Raw genomic sequence first — 15,079 nt, forward strand, 5'->3', positions numbered from 1 at the left:
CAAAGGCGTGCCGCCGGGGCACGCCTTTCCATGTCCTGAGGGGTGATTGAAGCTCACATCTCACGCTTTGCGTCATCCGCGCAAGCCCATCTTTTCGAAGGGCTGGGCAGCGGGCTATAGGCAAAATCCTTCTCGAACGGATAGCTTGGCTTCTGTCGGCGGAAATTCGGCAGGGCCTCGATATCCTGGTTGATGGCGCCGTCGGTGAGCGCCATCAGGTTCGGGTTGGCGATCGGTGCGAGCTCGGGCGAAAGGTAACCGGATTTCACCACCAGCAGCCGCACGGTTTTCGGGTCGAGGCCGAGTTGCGTGAAATCCGCGATGTTGTGATAGGGCCGCCGGCGTGCCGAAAGCACGATGGTAAGCCCGCCGGTTGTCACCACCGCCTGCCGTTCGTCGGCGCCTGCCGGATCGTCGAGGTGAATGACCTTGACCGGAGCCGTCACCGAAGGGCTCTTCTCATCCAGTGTCCCGCCGATCGAAAGATCTATTTCAGCGCCTTCTCCGGCAGCAAAGCATTTCTCCACCGCCGGGCGATCGGCGATGCCGGCGATCAGAGCATCGGAATAGTCGCGTTCGATCAATGCCTTCAGCACATCGGCGCGATCGCCGACACCGCCGCCTGTCGGGTTGTCGCCGGAATCGGCGAGGATGACGGGTTTGGTTTCCGCCTTTTCGGCAATATCGAGCATGTCGTCGAGCGGGCCGGTGACGGGGCCGAAGGAAAACGCCTCGCGGGCGTTCCAGTAGGAAAGTGCGATCTCGCTTGCAGCGGTCTCCGCGGCCACCCAGTCGGTCGCCGTCACGACAGCACATGCGGTGCCGCGCGGCTCGTCGGCCCAGACGTAGCCGACCATCAGGTTGGCATCCCAGATGCCGTCGCGGGTATCGATATCGGGAAGTTGCCGGTAGAGCGAGGCGGCGGGCTCGTCCTCGGTCGAGGTCCGCTCGCCGGGCAGCAGCACCGGTACCGGCGCCCAGATGACGCCGGGTCGTATTCCGGTCTCAAGCGATTTCACCAGCATCGAATAGGCCCGGACCATCGTCTCGCGCATGTCGATATGCGGCGCGGTTCGATACGCCGCGAAGATATCGATCTGGTCAACGATTGTCTGGCTGACATTGCCGTGGAGATCGTAGGAAACCGCGATCGGGCAATCCGGACCGACCGTTTCGCGCGCCGCCGAGATCCAGTCGGCCTCGGCATCGTCCATGCCCTCGACGTTCATCGCGCCGTGCATGGCCAGATAAAGCCCGTCGATGGGGAGGCTGGCCTTCAGGCGTTCCAGAAAGTCAGCCTTGAACGCCTCATAGGTCTGTGCCGAAACCGGGCCGCCCGGCACGGCGCGGGCGTGGAGCAGCGGCAGGATTTCGACGTCCGACGCATCATGGAGAAAGCTGAAATAGTCCGCTTTCGGCAAGTCGGCGCCGGCCAGCACGCGGAAATTCTCCGCCTGCATCAGCGCCGGATTGCCGGTCGAGCACTCCGTGTGGATACCACCTACGGCGATCCTGAATGTCATGTCCGCCTCACAGTTTCGGGCTTGCAGGGGCAAGGGCGGCAAACCGCAGCCAGTCCTTGCGAGCCTTCGGAGTCCAGCCGGCTTCGGCGACGGCCGAGATGCGCGGGAAGACGAGATGGTTGAAATAGCCGCGCGAGAGGAAGTGCTCGCTCCAGATGCAGGACTGCACGCCGCGCATCTTCGGCTTCAGTTCCTCGGGGAATTCGCCTTCGGCCTCGTAATGGTAGCTGTGCTTCGGTGGCACGGTGCCGGCCCAGCTCGCGCCCGGCTCCTGAAAGGCCTCGTCCTGCACCATGTCGAGATAGTAGGCCTGGCCCGGCGTCATCACCACGTCATAGCCATCCTTTGCGAGGGCAATGCCGACTTCCGGCTTCTGCCAGGCCATCAGCAGCGTGCCGTCGCGCTCCACGCCGCCGCCGTGGGAGACCTCGTCCCAGCCGGCAAGTGTCTTACCGCGCTCGGCCAGCATCTTCTGGATGCGTTTCATGAAATAGGACTGCAGGCCGAATGTGCCTTCGATGTCTTCCTTTTCCATCAGCGCCTTGGCGAGCGGAGAGGCGAGCCAGGTATTGTTCGCCACTTCATCGCCACCGATATGGATGTAGCGGGCTGGAAACAGCGCGACCATCTCGTCGAACACCTTGCCGAGGAAGGCATAGGTCTCTTCGATCGCCGGGTTCAGCGCATTGTTCGGAAAACCCTGGACCGAATGATAGCTCTCCGGCGCCTCCTGCCCGTCGGCAAGCTCGGGAAGGGCGGCAAGGGCGGCCGTCGAGTGGCCGGGAATGTCAACTTCGGGAATGATCTCGATACCAAGCGACGCGCCTCGCGCGACAACTGCGAGAACATCGTCCTGCGTGTAGAAGCCGCGCACCGGCTTGGCGCCATTGCCGAGCTGCGGCGGCATCTGCGTGCCCGGCGCACGGGTGGCGCCGATTTCGGTCAATGAGGGGTAGGCCTTGATCTCAAGGCGCCAGGCTTCATCGTCGGTGAGGTGCCAGTGGAAGATGTTCATCCGGTGCCAGGCGAGGATATCGAGCAGGCGGAGGACGTCCGTGGTCTCGTAGAACTGCCGCGACACGTCGAGGTGCGTCCCGCGCCAGCCATAGCGCGGCTGATCCTCTATCGTGCCCGAGGCAGGGAAGCGGAATGCCGAGCCCTTGCTGCGCGCGGCCGAGAGCATCTGCGCCAGCACGGTCAGGGCATACTGACGGCCGGTGGCGGTGGCGGCACGAATGGTGACGGTCTCGCCGAAGGTGATCGCGTAGGCTTCCTTCCCGAGGCTGTCGTCGGCTTCGAACGCCAAGGCCTTGCCGCCTTGCACCGGCGCGAGGCTGAAGGGTACGTGGCCGCTTTCGAACAGGCGGGAGAAAAGCGCGATGACGGTGTCGACCGATTTCACCGCTGCAATCTCTGTGCCTGCAACCGGGTATAGGGCAACGGGCGGCATTTCCGCCGGCTCGAGCGAAAGTGCTGCCGGCCAGGGCAGGATGAACCATGGCTCCTTGGCCTCGCCTTCGGGCAGCAGGGGCTGCGGCCTTTCGGCCGTCGAGCCTGCAAGCATCAGGTCGTCCACAGCGATGTCGACATAGCGATCGCCATCGAGGATGAGGTAAGCGGACTTGGCACCATCAGTGCGGTGCTGGGCCGGCCGGGTGAGGCCATTCACCGAGAAACGCCAGCTTTCGCCTGGCGAAAGCGTCAGTCCGTCAGGCGCCCTGAACTCGTGATAATTGGCGTTGCGGTGGACGAAAACGGCATTCTCGAAGGTCGATTTCGTGCTCACCCGCGTCAGCGAGGTGTAGGCAAGCGAGAAACCGGAGAGGGGCTCGTCGGAGAGGTTATGAAGGCTGAAATCGAAGGCGCCGGTCGGATCGCCGTCAACCGGGCGCCAGCTGTTTTCAAGGCGAAATGCGGATTTGGTCATGAAACCCCTCTTTTGTTATCGGTGATGTCAGGTGTCAGTCGCCGAGAAGCTGGCTGTCGTCCTTGTCGCGATGAAGGACGAGCTGCTTCTTGATGTTTCTGAGCGTGGGGGCGGACTGCTCGCGGCTCAGATAGGCGACAAGATTGGCAAGTATGTCGATGAGCGCCAGATAGGCAAAACGGGTGGAGGTCGGGCGGTAGATGTTCTCGCCCTCGGGAAGGTCGACGCCGATCACCACGCCGGCGGCAGAGGCGACGGTGCTGCCGCTCTGGGTCAACGCGATGGTGGCGATGCCTGCCTTGCCGGCGATGTCGAGCGTGCGTGCAAGCTCGTGATTGCGCCCGGAAAACGAAGAGCCGATGATTACGTCCTTCGGTCCCGCAGCCGCGGTCAGCATCAGCTGCATCGAATGATCGGCGCTTGTGGTGATGCGCTTGCCGAGGCGGAACAGCCGGTTCTGAAGCTCTGCGGCGATCATCGAGGAGTTGCCGCCGGAGCCGAAAGCGTAGATCATTTCGGCTTCGACGAGCATTCTGGCCGCGGTCTCGACGCTTTGAAGATCAAGCGACCGGTGCATCAGGAACAGCGCGTTCTGCGCCTTGGTGACGACATCGGCGGCGACATCCTCGGCGCCCGAGCTGCGCGCCTCCGGGTTCAGGTAGCGCACGCCGACATAGGCGGTCTTGGCGAGCTGGACCTTGAAATCCGCGAAGTTCTGGCAGGAAAGGCGGCGGCAGAAGCGGGTGACCGTCGGCGGCGAGACACCGGCGCGTTCGGCAAGCTCGACGATCGAGGCGTTGACCGCGAATTCGGAATCATTGAGCAGGATGTCGCAGATGCGCTTCTCGGCCTGCGAGAATTGATCGCGCTCTTCCTGCAGCACCATATAGATATCCATATCGTTCCCCTGCAGCATCCTGCCCGTGAGCAGAAGCGCTTTACCGCAACCGGTTTCGAACGCCGGAAGGATCGGTCAGGGCCGGGAAGCCGGTGGCCGTTCTGCCGGAAAGCACCGACGGATCCGCACCTGCAGGCCGCAGGATGGACCGTCAGTTTTCGTCACCTCAACCGGAGCGGTTTGCAACGCCATTTCATGCAAATTATTTTCTTTATTCGTTGACATGGCACCATAAAAACGGTCTTCTGGCTAGAGAAAAACCCCGTTTACGAAAAAAATTTAGACAAGTGGCGAGATATGCGCGATCCCTTCCGCAATCCTTTTCCCGAACACGATGAGGATCGCCGCGCGATCTGGGAAATGCTTGTTCCGCGCGACATCGAAGCCTTCCTTGCCGCCGACTGGAGCATGGTCGAAGACGACTTCGTTTCGATCGGCTTCTACGCGCTTGATGCCCGCCGCAAGCAGAACCCGGACGACTGGCGTCTCGGCTTCCCCGATCTTCCGCATTACCGCGACGAGTGGCTTCGCCAGGCGAATGACTTCGCCCGCGGCCGCTATGCCGACGATCCGAAGACCGCCATCTTCAATGCGACGACGCTGGAGGAAATCGAGATTTCCGGCGATGCTGCGCTGGTGCGCAAGAAATTCGATGGTGGCATTCGTCTCGAGGATGGCAGCTTCGACGCCATGAACTGGCAGACGCTCTATTACTGCCGTCGCGAGGACGGACGCTGGAAGATCGCCGGTTTCACCGGCTACCTGCCGCACCCATTCTGATATCATGACAGTGCGCATCGTTCTGGACCCGGACGGTGCGCCAGGGGGGAAGACGATGCGGATTTTCACGGCGGCGCTTGCGACCGAATCCAATACATTCTCGCCGATCTGCATCGACCGCAGCGCCTTCGTGGCCTCCTTCTATGCCGCGCCCGGCGAGCACCCGGCAACGCCGACGCTCTGCACCGCGCCGATCACCGTCGGTCGCGAGATGGCACGGGAGAAGGGGTTCGAGCTGATCGAGGGAACGGCCGCCTGGGCCGATCCCGCCGGCCTCGTCAATCGCAAGGCTTTCGAGGGTCTGCGCGATGAAATCCTCGACCAGTTGCGCGCCGCCATGCCGGTCGATGCTGTCGTGCTGGGGCTGCATGGTGCGATGGTGGCCGCCGGCTATCTCGATCCGGAAGGCGATCTGCTGAGCCGTGTGCGCGAAATCGTCGGACCGGATGTTCTCGTCTGCGCCGAACTCGACCCGCACAGCCACCTGACGGAAAAGCGCGTTGCGGCGGCGGATTTCTTCGTCGTCTTCAAAGAGTTCCCGCATACCGATTTCGTCGATCGCGCCCGCGATCTCTGGCGGATTGCGCTGGATACGCTTGAAGGCAAGGTGAAGCCGGTGATGTCGGTCTTCGACTGTCGCATGATCGACGTCTTCCCGACATCGCGCGAACCGATGCGCAGTTTCGTCGACAACCTGTTCGCGCTGGAACAGTCCGATCCCGATGTCCTGTCTCTCTCCGTCATTCATGGTTTCATGGCCGGCGACGTGCCCGAAATGGGTACGAAGATGATAGCTGTGACCAACGGCAAGCCGGAGAAGGGGGCAACGCTTGCCCGCGAGCTTGGGCTGAAGCTCTTCGAAAAGCGCGGCACGTTTCGCATGCCGGAAGTCGACGAGAAGGAAGCGCTGCAGAAGGCGCGAGCGCTTGTCGACAAGCGCCCGGTCGTCATCGCCGACATGTGGGACAATCCCGGTGGCGGAACGGCGGGCGATGCCACCGTGGTGCTTGCCGAAATGCTGGACCAGGGCATCGAGAATGCCGCCGTTGGCACGATCTGGGACCCGGTAGCCGTCAGCATCTGCATGGCGGCGGGCGAGGGGGCCGAAATCCCGCTGCGTTTCGGCGCCAAGTCTGCCCCGTTTACCGGCGATCCGATCGACGGGCTGGTGCGCGTGGAGAAGATCAATCCAACAGCCGAGATGCGTTTCGGCGACAGTATCGTGCCCTTCGGTCCGGCCGTCACCATCCGCCTTGCCGGCATCGACATCATCCTGAACACGGTGCGTGCGCAAAGCTACGATCCGTCGCTGTTTTCCGTGATGGGTATCGATCCGACGTCGCGCGATATCCTGGTGATCAAGTCGACCAACCATTTCCACGCGGCCTTTTCCCGGATCGCAGGTGAGATCATCTATTGCGCCGCCGGCCGGCCCTATCCGAACAATCCGGCGCTCACGGCCTACCGCCACGCCCGCCGCGACATCTGGCCGATGGTCGCCAATCCGCACGGGTGATCAGGGGCGGCAGGCTGTCGCCGCGCTCTCGCGGCTGACGGGTACATAGTCTTTTCGCAAGGGTCGGCGCTTGCACCCAAATCTTCTCTCCCCGCCGGGGCAAGAAGATTTGGGGTCCGTGCGGGAGCGCCGAACAACCCGGATTACGTCGCCTCGGGCACCATCACCGTTTCGAAATCGAAGTCCGTCAGCTCGACGCGGCGTTCCAGCGCGTTGCCATCTTCCGTGAAAAGGTGGCAGTCGGCGGCGCGGACGCCGATGGTGACCTCCTCGTCGACGCGCACGGGCGCCGAGCCCGGCGTCAGCGAGCAGAAGGTTACATCCTCGCCGAAGGTGGCGTAGGCGATCGTGTTGATGCCGAGGCGCTCGATGACGGTCGGAGTGATCTTGATCGAAATATCGCCGCCTCCGAGGCGCGTATGCTCCGGACGCACGCCGAGAGTCAGCGTCTGGCCTTCGAGGTCGGCTTTTGGCTCGACCGGGACGGTCAGCGTTTGCCCCTTGTAATCGACGGTCACGCCGGCCTCGCTCACGCCGGTGCAGGTGACGGGCAGGAAGTTCATCGGTGGGTTGCCGATGAAGCGGGCGACGAACAGGTTCTGCGGCTTGTGGTAAAGCTCCAGCGGCGCGCCGACCTGGGCGATGTCGCCGGCATTCAGCACGACGATGCGGTCGGCCATGGTCATGGCCTCGATCTGGTCGTGGGTCACGTAGATCATGGTGGCCTTCAGGTCGTGGTGAAGGCGGGTCAGTTCTATGCGCATCTCGCCGCGCAATGCGGCGTCGAGGTTGGAAAGCGGCTCGTCGAACAGGAAAATCTTCGGTTTTCGGACAATGGCGCGGCCGATGGCGACGCGCTGGCGCTGGCCGCCGGAAAGCATGCCCGGCTTCTGCTGCAGGCGTTCGCCGAGCTGAAGGATACCGGCTGCCGCCTCGACCCGCTCGCGCACCTCCGCTTCCGCCATCTTCTGCACACGCAGCGGAAAGGCGATGTTTTCGTAGACGGTCATGTGCGGATAGAGCGCGTAGGACTGGAACACCATCGAGATGCCGCGCCGGACGGGCGGCAGATTGTTGACGCGGGCGTCGTCGATGGTGATGTCGCCGGACGTGATGTCCTCAAGCCCCGCGATCATGCGCAGGAGCGTGGACTTGCCGCAGCCCGACGGGCCGACGAAAACGACGAACTCGCCCTCGTTCACCTCGAGGTCGATGCCCTTGATGACATCGTAGATGCCGTAGTTCTTGTGAATATTCTTGAGATTGAGCTGGCCCAAAGGTCTCTCCTGCCGCGTGTTTCCCGCAATGGCCGCCGTGGCCAGCGAAGAAAGGGCCGCCCGGCGAAGACGCCGGGCGGCGGGGCTGTTACTTGTACTCTTCGATTTCCGAGGCGGTGGACGACAGCACGTCGGCCGGCTCCTTGGAGCCGATGACGACGGACTGGACCATATCGACCATGGCGTTCTGGAACGCCTGGTAGTCGGTGAAGAGCGGCTCCGGACCACCGAACTCGATGCCGTCGAGGAACGGCTTCCAGGTCGGGTCTTCGGCAACCATCTCCTCAACGCCCGGAACCGGACGCAGCGGCGTCAGACCGTGGGTCTTTTCATAGTAGAACTGGTTGTCGGGATTGGTCAGCCACTTGGCGAGGCTGATCGCCTGTTCCTCGACGCCGGTGCCATCGAAGACGGCAAGGCTGTCGGTGATCAGCAGCGTGCCGGGACCCTTGGCCTTCGGGCCCTGCGGCAGAAGCGCCACGCCCCAGTTCAGGTCGTCATTGACGCGGTTGCGCACCCATGGTCCCTGTTCGATCATGGCGACCTTGGCGTCGTTGAAGAGCGGCGTCAGTTCGTCCTGCTCGTAGGCCGTGGGGCCTTCTTCGGCGACGTCGACCATCTTCTTGTACCACTGCAGCGCCTCAAGGTTCTGCGGGCTGTCGAGGACGATGTTGCCGTCTGCATCCACGACCTGACCGTCATTGGTGTAAACCCAGTGCAGGTACTGGTGCATGGTGTTGTCGAAGCTCTTCGCCGTCAGGCCGAAACCGGGGGTGCCGGTCTTGTCCTTGATGGTCTTCGCCATGTCGTAGAGTTCGTCCCACGTCTTCGGCGGGGTCTCCGGATCGAGACCGGCTTCCTTGAACAGGTCCTTGTTCCAGTAGAGTGCCTTGGTCGAGAAGGCGACCGGAACGCCCCACTGCTCGCCATCGAAGGAAACGGTGTCGACGATGTGCGGGTAATAGCTCGCCTTTTCCTCATCCGTCATCGGGAACGGAACGATCAGGCCGTTTTCGGAGAGCTGCTTCAGCGTGCGCGAGCCCATGTAGGCGAGCGCGATCGGCGTGCCGGCGGCTGCAAGGTTGGTTGCCTTTTCCTGGCACTGGCCCCAGCCGACGACTTCCGTCTCGACCTTGAAGCCCGGATTGTTCTTCTCCCACTCGGCGATGAAGCCGTCATAGCCTTCGGCAAGCTCGTCGCCGCACTGGATCATCGAGACGACCTGGTCGTCGGCCGAGGCCATTGGTGCCGAAGCGACCAGCGCGAGTGCTGCGACGCCGAAGCAGAGTTTCCTGAAGTCACGCATTTCTTATTCCCCTGTGTGTCGTCCAGTTAACCGAGGGCCCGTGGACGGTGCGGGCCGTAGACACGCGACAGAACGGATCTGCCGTTGGTTATGGCGGTCGTGTTTCTCCCCCGACCGCCAAGGTCGAGCGGGCTTTAGGCCCGTCAGCTCTTCACAGCACCCGCCGTCATGCCGGCGACGAGATAGCGCTGCAGGAAGATGAAGACGATGAAGACCGGCAGGATGCCGACGAAGCTCGCGGCCATCAGCTCGTTCCAGATCACTTCCTGGCGGCCGAAGAAGGCATAGAGGCCGACGGGTAGCGGCATGTATTCGGTCTTCGAGTTGAACGTCAGCGCATAGATGAACTGCTGCGCATAAATGGTCAGGAATGCGGCGATCGCGACCACCGCGATGCCCGGCATGGCAAGCGGCACGATGACGCGGCGGAAGGTGTAGAAACGGCTCGCGCCATCGACAAGCGCGGCTTCTTCCAGTTCGCGCGGGATGCGCAGCATGTAGGTGCGCAGCAGCCAGATGCCGGTCGGGATGGTGAAGGCAACGCCTGGAACGATCATCGCGAAATAGGTGTTGATCAGCCCGAAGGAGCGCATCAGGCGGAACAGCGGGATGAGCAGCACCGCGCCAGAGAACATGTTGACGGCGAGGAACATGCCGAGCAGCGGGCCGCGCCCCCTGAAATCGAAACGGGCGAAGGCGTAGGCCGCGGGCGTCACGAAGATCACCGAAAGCAGCGTACCAACGCCGGCGATGAAGATCGAGTTGAGGATGTAGCGGCCGAGCAGCGGCACCCGCTCCCACATGTTGATATAGGCATCAATCGACGCCTCCTCGGGCCAGAACTTATAGGGCGAGGAAAACAGATGGTTGAGCGGCTTCAGCGAGACCATGAAGCCCTCGACGAAGGGCGCCAGCACGAATGCGAGGAACAGAAGCAGGCCGGCATAGATGCCAATCAGCTCGTACCAGCGATAATGATGGATGCGGGCGGTCGGTTTCATCGGGCGGCCTCTCCGGAAAAGCGGCTGACGGCGCGGAAATAAAGGAAGCAGAAGATCGACAGGAAGATGCAGATCAACACCGCGCGCGCGGCGCCTGCGCCGAACTTGTAGGAGCCGATCGCGACCTTGTAGGTGTCGATGATCATCGTCGTGGTGGCGCTCGACGGGCCGCCCTTGGTCAGGATCCAGATGATGTCGAAGGAATTGAAGGTCGAAATCAGCGATAGCATCGACATCGTCACCATGGCCGGAACGATGAGCGGCAGGGTGATGCGGCGGAAGCGGTAGAAGCGGCCGGCGCCGTCGGTCCAGGCTGCCTCGTAGAGGTCGCTCGGGATCGACTGCATGGCCGCGAGCAGGTAGATCGTCACCATCGGCACGCCGATCCAGACATCGGTGACGATCGTGGCGATGAAGGCCGAGGTGCCGGTGGCAAGGATTGGGAAGGGGCCGTCAAGGATGCCGAGGCGCTGGGCGACGCCGGAGATCATGCCGAACTGGCCGTTATACATCCAGCCCCACATGAAGATACCGATCGCCATCGGCACGATCCACGGCGGCATGGTCAGCACCCGGAACATGGTCTTGCCGGGAACTGCGGCATTCAGCAGCACCGCGCCGCAGGTGCCGATCACCATCTTGGTTGCCACCGAGAAGAAGGTCCAGATGAAGGTGCGGACAATAACGCTGCCGAAGCCGCGCTCGAAGATATCGAAGTAGTTCTTCAGGCCGACCCAGTCATAGGTGCGCCTCAGCGAGGCATCCGTGAAGGAGAGCTTGATCGTGTCGACCAGAGGGTAGGCGACGATCAGCGCCAGATAGAGGAGAGCGGGAAGGAGGAGGGCCCAGGCGAAGATTGTTGCGCTTCGTTTCAGATCCATTTTCGCTCTCCCTCAGCCGGCCGACGCCGCGACCTGCGCCTCACCATGCAGAAGCGCGTCATAGCGCGCCCAGACGGGCGAAAGGTCGACGACCTTGTGCTCGTTGCGGGCCTCGTCCATGGCGAGCGCGAGAATGCCGGCCTCGATGGCGTCGAGCGCGGAAACGGGAAGCGGTACGCCGCGGGTGATATGGGCGATCACGTCCTCCGCCATCTGCTCGTCGGCACCGTAATGCGCCGAGCGTTCGGATGGTGCCGTATAGGTCTTCGACACCGTCTTCTCGCTGGTGCGGGCATCATGGACATTGAAGAAGCCCCGTACGAAATCGCCCTCGGCCATGCCCTTGGCGCCGATCACGCAGAAGCGGCGGAATTCGTCCGGCACGTTGAGATTGGTGTGGAAGGTCATCGCGACCCCGTTCTCATATTCGATCGTCGCCGTCTGGTAATCGATGATGTCGGCGTCGCTGTCGAACACCTTGTCGGCGCCCATCCAGCCGCTCGGCTTGCGGTGATAGACCTCGATGTCGTTGGCGCCGGTGCCCTGCGGGGCATTGGCCGGCGTGAAGCTCTTGCGGCCGCCGAAGGAGGCGACATAGCGCGGTCGTGCGCCGACGACGCCGTTATAGAGGTCCAGGTCGTGGCAGCATTTTTCCAGCATGAACGGTCCGGCATAACGGGCATAACGGCGCCAGTCGCGCATGAAAAACGCGCCGTGATAGGGCGCAATATGTTCGGAGGCCTCGATGGATACGATGTCGCCGAGACGGCCTTCGGCCTGGGCGGTGCGCAGATCGCGGTAAAGCGGAGAGTAGCGCAGCACGAGGCCGACTAGCAGCCGGTCGTGGCCATAGGTGTTGAGCAGAGCCGCCAGTTTATAGCTTTCCTCGATCGAGGTGACGATCGGCTTCTCGGTAAACACGGTCAGCCCGGCTTCTAGGCCGATGCGGATGTGATCGAGATGCATGAAATTGGGCGAGCCGATCATCAGAAGGTCGAAGGTTTCGGCCGCGATCATCGCCTCCGGCGTCTCGTAGGACGTGCCGGGCGAGATATTGTCCTTCTGGAGCGTCTCAAGGCCGGCCGGATTGGGGTCGACGTAGCCGACGATCTCGAAGTCCGGGTCCATTTCGCGGAACACCGCGCCAAGATAACCAAGACGGAATCCGAGTCCGATAATAGCGACTTTCATAGAAAACTGTTCCCGACATTTTCGTAATTTATTTTCTTCAGACTGGTGCAAGAAACCCAGGACGTCAACAAATTTTCATACGGAAAATGAATTCATGAAAATGATTTTCATGGGACGCGCGCATTTGGTGTTGCAAGTGTAGCATGCAGCGCTTGGCGAGCAAGGCCATTCAGATGATTAAAGGCAATGGCCCTGTCATTGGGCTTTTTGCGTCTGGCCTGTTGAAAACCCATTGGCCGAAAGCGATGGAAAAGACCGGAAAACTGGCTACTGAACGTGTCGAAAGGCGTTTGGACCGATCAAGGGAGACGTGCATGGCGAAGATCAGCGTATTCGGCATAGGTTATACGGGCACAGTCTCGGCCGCCTGCCTTGCGGACCAGAAGCACGAGGTGGTTGCGGTCGATATCGATCCGGCCAAGGTCGAGGCGATCAATGTCGGCCGGACGCCGATCGTCTAGGATGGGCTTGGCGAACTGGTGGCCCGCAACCGCACGGCCGGCCGGCTCTCCGCGACCACGGACATTGCAGCCGCCTTTGCCGGAAACGATCTTTCGATCATCTGCGTCGGGACACCGGGTGAGGCCGACGGCGCGATCGGGCTGTCCCAGGTTCGGGCGCTGAGCGCCACGATCGGTGCGGCCCTTGCTGAAAAGACCGGTTTTCACAGGGTTATGACGTAAAAATATACGATCCCTTCGTAAAAGCGGCGTGTGATGAGAAAATGAGTGGTGCTGGCCGCGGCAAGGTCGATGATCTCGAATCCCGGCTGGTCGATACTGTGGATCACTTCAACTATTGGGACAATGAAGCGCCGCCGATGGCCCGGCTTGGCAATCTGCGGCTCTGGGCGGCCTATGCCGTGACCGAGGCGGGCCTGATCCTCGATCGTCAGGATTTCATTGACTGGGCGCTCGAGAGCCAGCGCGCGGTTCTTTCGACGGAGGAGGCCGACGGCAGCTTGCCCTACGAAATGCGGCGCGGCGCCTATGCGCTGCACTACCAGCTTCACGCGCTGGCGCCGCTGGCAGCATCCGCGGCGCTCCTCTGTCATGCCGGGCAGGGTTATTCGGAGGCGGAGCAGGGGCGATCAGGAGGGCAGTCGAATTCGCGCTCGCCGCTATCGCCGATCCGTCGAAGGTTGTCGCGATCACCGGCGTCGCCCAGACGGTCCCTGCGGGCCTCGAAAATCAGGAGAGCTTTACCATCGCCTGGCTGGAGGCCTATCTGGCGCTCGTGACGGACGGCAATCTTGATCGCGATCTGGCACCGCGGCGGCCGCTGGTCAATTCCAAGCTCGGGGGAGACCTGACCCTGATCTACCGCAACAATCCGCGTATGCAGCCGGGTTGCTTTTCGGTTCGCAAGACGCCGTCGACAGACTAGACCGGGTTACGGGCAGCGGGCGAGCTGCTGCTCGTAGATCTGTGTCATCTTCTGGGCGCGGGCCGCGGCGCTCATGGCCACCGGCCGGCTCTTCCACACGCCGCGCGAGTAGCCGACATGACCGGAGTGATAGGCCAGATAGAGGTTGTAGGGGTCGTTGAGGGCGATGCCGTTACGGATATGGCTCTGGTAGTGGTACCAGGCGATGAAGTAGATGGCGTCGCCGAAATCGGTACGGCTTGCACCACGCTGGCCGGTGCGGGCCCTGTATTCGTCCCATGTGCCGTCAAGCGCCTGCGAATAGCCGAGCGCGCTGGACGCCCGCTTGCCGGGGATGAAGCCCAGGATTTTCTTGCGCGGCGGACGCGCATGGGAATCGAAGGAACTTTCGACGTAGATCGTCGCCATCAGCACGGAAACCGGCACGCCGTAATCGCGAGAGGCCTTCTGCGCTTCGCGGCGCCAGTTCTCGAAAAGACCGTCCTTCTGGGCAAAAATGGCACAACTGTTTCCGACGTTGCTGACCGTGGTCGAACAACCCGAAAGAAACGCGATGCAGAGCAGAGCTGCTATGGCGGACAGGCGCGAAATAGTCATGGGCAAACTGTCTAGAGGTTGGAGTTTAAGAAAAGGTTTTTAAAAATGGTTAACGGCGGCCGGCGTATTTGCCTCCGGTCCGTCGCGCGCATTGTGGCGGCTTCGGTTTGCAGCGCATTTTTGCCTTTGACAGACGGGCTGCAGGACGATAAGGGGACCGCCTTAGAAGAGGCGCGGAATGCGCCCGGCATGCCAGCCATCAACCGAAACATGAGAGGGTTTGATCGTGGCGAAAGCGGATCTTGGCACCAAAAGAACATGTCCCGATACGGGCAAGAAATTCTATGACCTGAACAAGGACCCGGTGGTTTCTCCCTACTCCGGTAATTCCTGGCCGCTATCCTATTTCGAGGACACGGCCTCGATCGCCGCCGTCGAGCGGGAGGAAGAGGAAAGCGAAGTCGCGGAAGTCGATTCCGAGAACAATGAAGCCGAAGTTGTTTCGCTTGAAGCCTCCGACGACGACAGTCCCTCCGACAACATGCCGGATGTCGACAGCAACGATGATGATGACGACGTCGACCTTTCCGACGATGACGACGACACCTTCCTCGAGGAAGATGACGATGATGATGACGACGTCTCGGGCATCATCGGCGTATCCGACGACGACGAGGAAAACTGAGTTTCGCGTCTTCCGATAGGCGTAGATCCGACCGAAAACCGCCGACGTCCGCGTCTGGCGGTTTTTTGTTGTGCGCCATGCCAAGGGACTGGAAAGGCGGCCGTTTCGAGCGCGGCCCGTGATTCCCCGGAGGGCCGCATTGTCGGCACAACTGCTGCCGTGAGCGGCAAA

Annotated in this window: 14 protein-coding genes and 1 pseudogene; 6 read left to right on the forward strand and 9 right to left on the reverse strand. The window is 61.9% G+C overall.

Going from position 1 to position 15,079, the window contains the following annotated elements; genetic code table 11:
* Positions 1-53: 53 nt before the first annotated feature.
* From TM49_RS12660 to TM49_RS12670, 3 genes are read right to left on the reverse strand one after another with little or no spacing between them, the layout of a single operon-like run.
* Complete coding sequence (locus tag TM49_RS12660) at positions 54-1,523, reverse strand: M81 family metallopeptidase (RefSeq protein WP_045681722.1); 1,470 nt, start codon at positions 1,521-1,523, stop codon at positions 54-56.
* Between the two features lie 7 nt (positions 1,524-1,530).
* On the reverse strand, positions 1,531-3,450 hold the full coding sequence (locus tag TM49_RS12665) for a beta-N-acetylhexosaminidase (protein WP_045681724.1): 1,920 nt from the start codon (positions 3,448-3,450) through the stop codon (positions 1,531-1,533).
* A gap of 34 nt (positions 3,451-3,484) precedes the next feature.
* Positions 3,485-4,348 carry a MurR/RpiR family transcriptional regulator gene (locus TM49_RS12670; protein ID WP_045685199.1) on the reverse strand — a complete coding sequence of 288 codons (864 nt, stop codon included), beginning with the start codon at positions 4,346-4,348 and terminating at the stop codon, positions 3,485-3,487.
* A 297-nt stretch (positions 4,349-4,645) separates the two neighbouring features.
* Between TM49_RS12670 and TM49_RS12675 the strand changes: the two genes are divergently transcribed.
* Both TM49_RS12675 and TM49_RS12680 read left to right on the forward strand, forming a co-directional pair.
* Positions 4,646-5,128 carry a hypothetical protein gene (locus TM49_RS12675; RefSeq protein WP_045681726.1) on the forward strand — a complete coding sequence of 161 codons (483 nt, stop codon included), beginning with the start codon at positions 4,646-4,648 and terminating at the stop codon, positions 5,126-5,128.
* A 55-nt stretch (positions 5,129-5,183) separates the two neighbouring features.
* Entirely contained in the window at positions 5,184-6,644 is a 1,461-nt protein-coding gene (locus TM49_RS12680; RefSeq protein ID WP_045685200.1) for a M81 family metallopeptidase, read from the forward strand.
* A 143-nt stretch (positions 6,645-6,787) separates the two neighbouring features.
* Here TM49_RS12680 and TM49_RS12685 read toward each other — a convergent pair whose 3' ends face one another.
* From TM49_RS12685 to TM49_RS12705, 5 genes are all read right to left on the reverse strand, one after another.
* Positions 6,788-7,921 (reverse strand): ABC transporter ATP-binding protein, encoded by a 1,134-nt coding sequence (locus TM49_RS12685; RefSeq protein ID WP_045681728.1) that lies wholly within the window; start codon positions 7,919-7,921, stop codon positions 6,788-6,790.
* 88 nt (positions 7,922-8,009) lie between these two features.
* Complete coding sequence (locus TM49_RS12690; protein ID WP_045681729.1) at positions 8,010-9,227, reverse strand: ABC transporter substrate-binding protein; 1,218 nt, start codon at positions 9,225-9,227, stop codon at positions 8,010-8,012.
* Positions 9,228-9,370: 143 nt separating this feature from the next.
* Positions 9,371-10,228: a carbohydrate ABC transporter permease gene (locus TM49_RS12695; protein WP_045681733.1), complete on the reverse strand. Its 858-nt coding sequence runs from the start codon at positions 10,226-10,228 to the stop codon at positions 9,371-9,373.
* A complete protein-coding gene (locus tag TM49_RS12700) occupies positions 10,225-11,109 on the reverse strand; it encodes a carbohydrate ABC transporter permease (RefSeq protein WP_045681734.1) in 885 nt (294 codons plus the stop codon). The genes TM49_RS12695 and TM49_RS12700 overlap by 4 nt, the downstream gene beginning before the upstream one ends.
* Positions 11,110-11,121: 12 nt before the next feature.
* Positions 11,122-12,300 (reverse strand): Gfo/Idh/MocA family protein, encoded by a 1,179-nt coding sequence (locus tag TM49_RS12705; RefSeq protein ID WP_045681735.1) that lies wholly within the window; start codon positions 12,298-12,300, stop codon positions 11,122-11,124.
* A 314-nt stretch (positions 12,301-12,614) separates the two neighbouring features.
* Here TM49_RS12705 and TM49_RS23925 point away from each other — a divergent pair.
* The 3 genes and pseudogenes from TM49_RS23925 to TM49_RS23660 all read left to right on the forward strand — a co-directional run bounded on the left by TM49_RS23925 (position 12,615) and on the right by TM49_RS23660 (position 13,686).
* Positions 12,615-12,983 (forward strand): annotated as a pseudogene (locus TM49_RS23925) (hypothetical protein).
* A gap of 41 nt (positions 12,984-13,024) precedes the next feature.
* Entirely contained in the window at positions 13,025-13,540 is a 516-nt protein-coding gene (locus tag TM49_RS12715; protein WP_045681737.1) for an alginate lyase family protein, read from the forward strand.
* Complete coding sequence (locus tag TM49_RS23660; protein ID WP_158498631.1) at positions 13,537-13,686, forward strand: hypothetical protein; 150 nt, start codon at positions 13,537-13,539, stop codon at positions 13,684-13,686. Before TM49_RS12715 ends, TM49_RS23660 begins: the two co-directional genes overlap by 4 nt.
* 6 nt (positions 13,687-13,692) lie before the next feature.
* Here the strand turns inward: TM49_RS23660 and TM49_RS12720 are convergent, their stop codons facing one another.
* Positions 13,693-14,268, reverse strand: coding sequence for a transglycosylase SLT domain-containing protein (locus tag TM49_RS12720; protein WP_483127880.1), 576 nt, complete (start codon positions 14,266-14,268; stop codon positions 13,693-13,695).
* Between the two features lie 241 nt (positions 14,269-14,509).
* Here TM49_RS12720 and TM49_RS12725 point away from each other — a divergent pair, with 241 nt between their 5' ends.
* Complete coding sequence (locus TM49_RS12725) at positions 14,510-14,908, forward strand: TIGR02300 family protein (protein ID WP_045685201.1); 399 nt, start codon at positions 14,510-14,512, stop codon at positions 14,906-14,908.
* Positions 14,909-15,079: the final 171 nt, after the last annotated feature.

The sequence above is a fragment of the Martelella endophytica genome (assembly GCF_000960975.1).
GTDB lineage: Bacteria > Pseudomonadota > Alphaproteobacteria > Rhizobiales > Rhizobiaceae > Martelella > Martelella endophytica.

What these genes read in the sequence shown, in the direction of transcription:
- TM49_RS12700 (WP_045681734.1), bottom strand. Translation starts at nt 11,109, where the DNA reads ATGGATCTGAAACGAAGCGCAACAATCTTCGCCTGGGCCCTCCTCCTT.
- TM49_RS12660 (WP_045681722.1), bottom strand. Translation starts at nt 1,523, where the DNA reads ATGACATTCAGGATCGCCGTAGGTGGTATCCACACGGAGTGCTCGACC.
- TM49_RS12665 (WP_045681724.1), bottom strand. Translation starts at nt 3,450, where the DNA reads ATGACCAAATCCGCATTTCGCCTTGAAAACAGCTGGCGCCCGGTTGAC.
- TM49_RS12705 (WP_045681735.1), bottom strand. Translation starts at nt 12,300, where the DNA reads ATGAAAGTCGCTATTATCGGACTCGGATTCCGTCTTGGTTATCTTGGC.
- TM49_RS12690 (WP_045681729.1), bottom strand. Translation starts at nt 9,227, where the DNA reads ATGCGTGACTTCAGGAAACTCTGCTTCGGCGTCGCAGCACTCGCGCTG.
- TM49_RS12670 (WP_045685199.1), bottom strand. Translation starts at nt 4,348, where the DNA reads ATGGATATCTATATGGTGCTGCAGGAAGAGCGCGATCAATTCTCGCAG.
- TM49_RS12680 (WP_045685200.1), top strand. Translation starts at nt 5,184, where the DNA reads ATGCGGATTTTCACGGCGGCGCTTGCGACCGAATCCAATACATTCTCG.
- TM49_RS12715 (WP_045681737.1), top strand. Translation starts at nt 13,025, where the DNA reads ATGAGTGGTGCTGGCCGCGGCAAGGTCGATGATCTCGAATCCCGGCTG.
- TM49_RS12695 (WP_045681733.1), bottom strand. Translation starts at nt 10,228, where the DNA reads ATGAAACCGACCGCCCGCATCCATCATTATCGCTGGTACGAGCTGATT.
- TM49_RS12675 (WP_045681726.1), top strand. Translation starts at nt 4,646, where the DNA reads ATGCGCGATCCCTTCCGCAATCCTTTTCCCGAACACGATGAGGATCGC.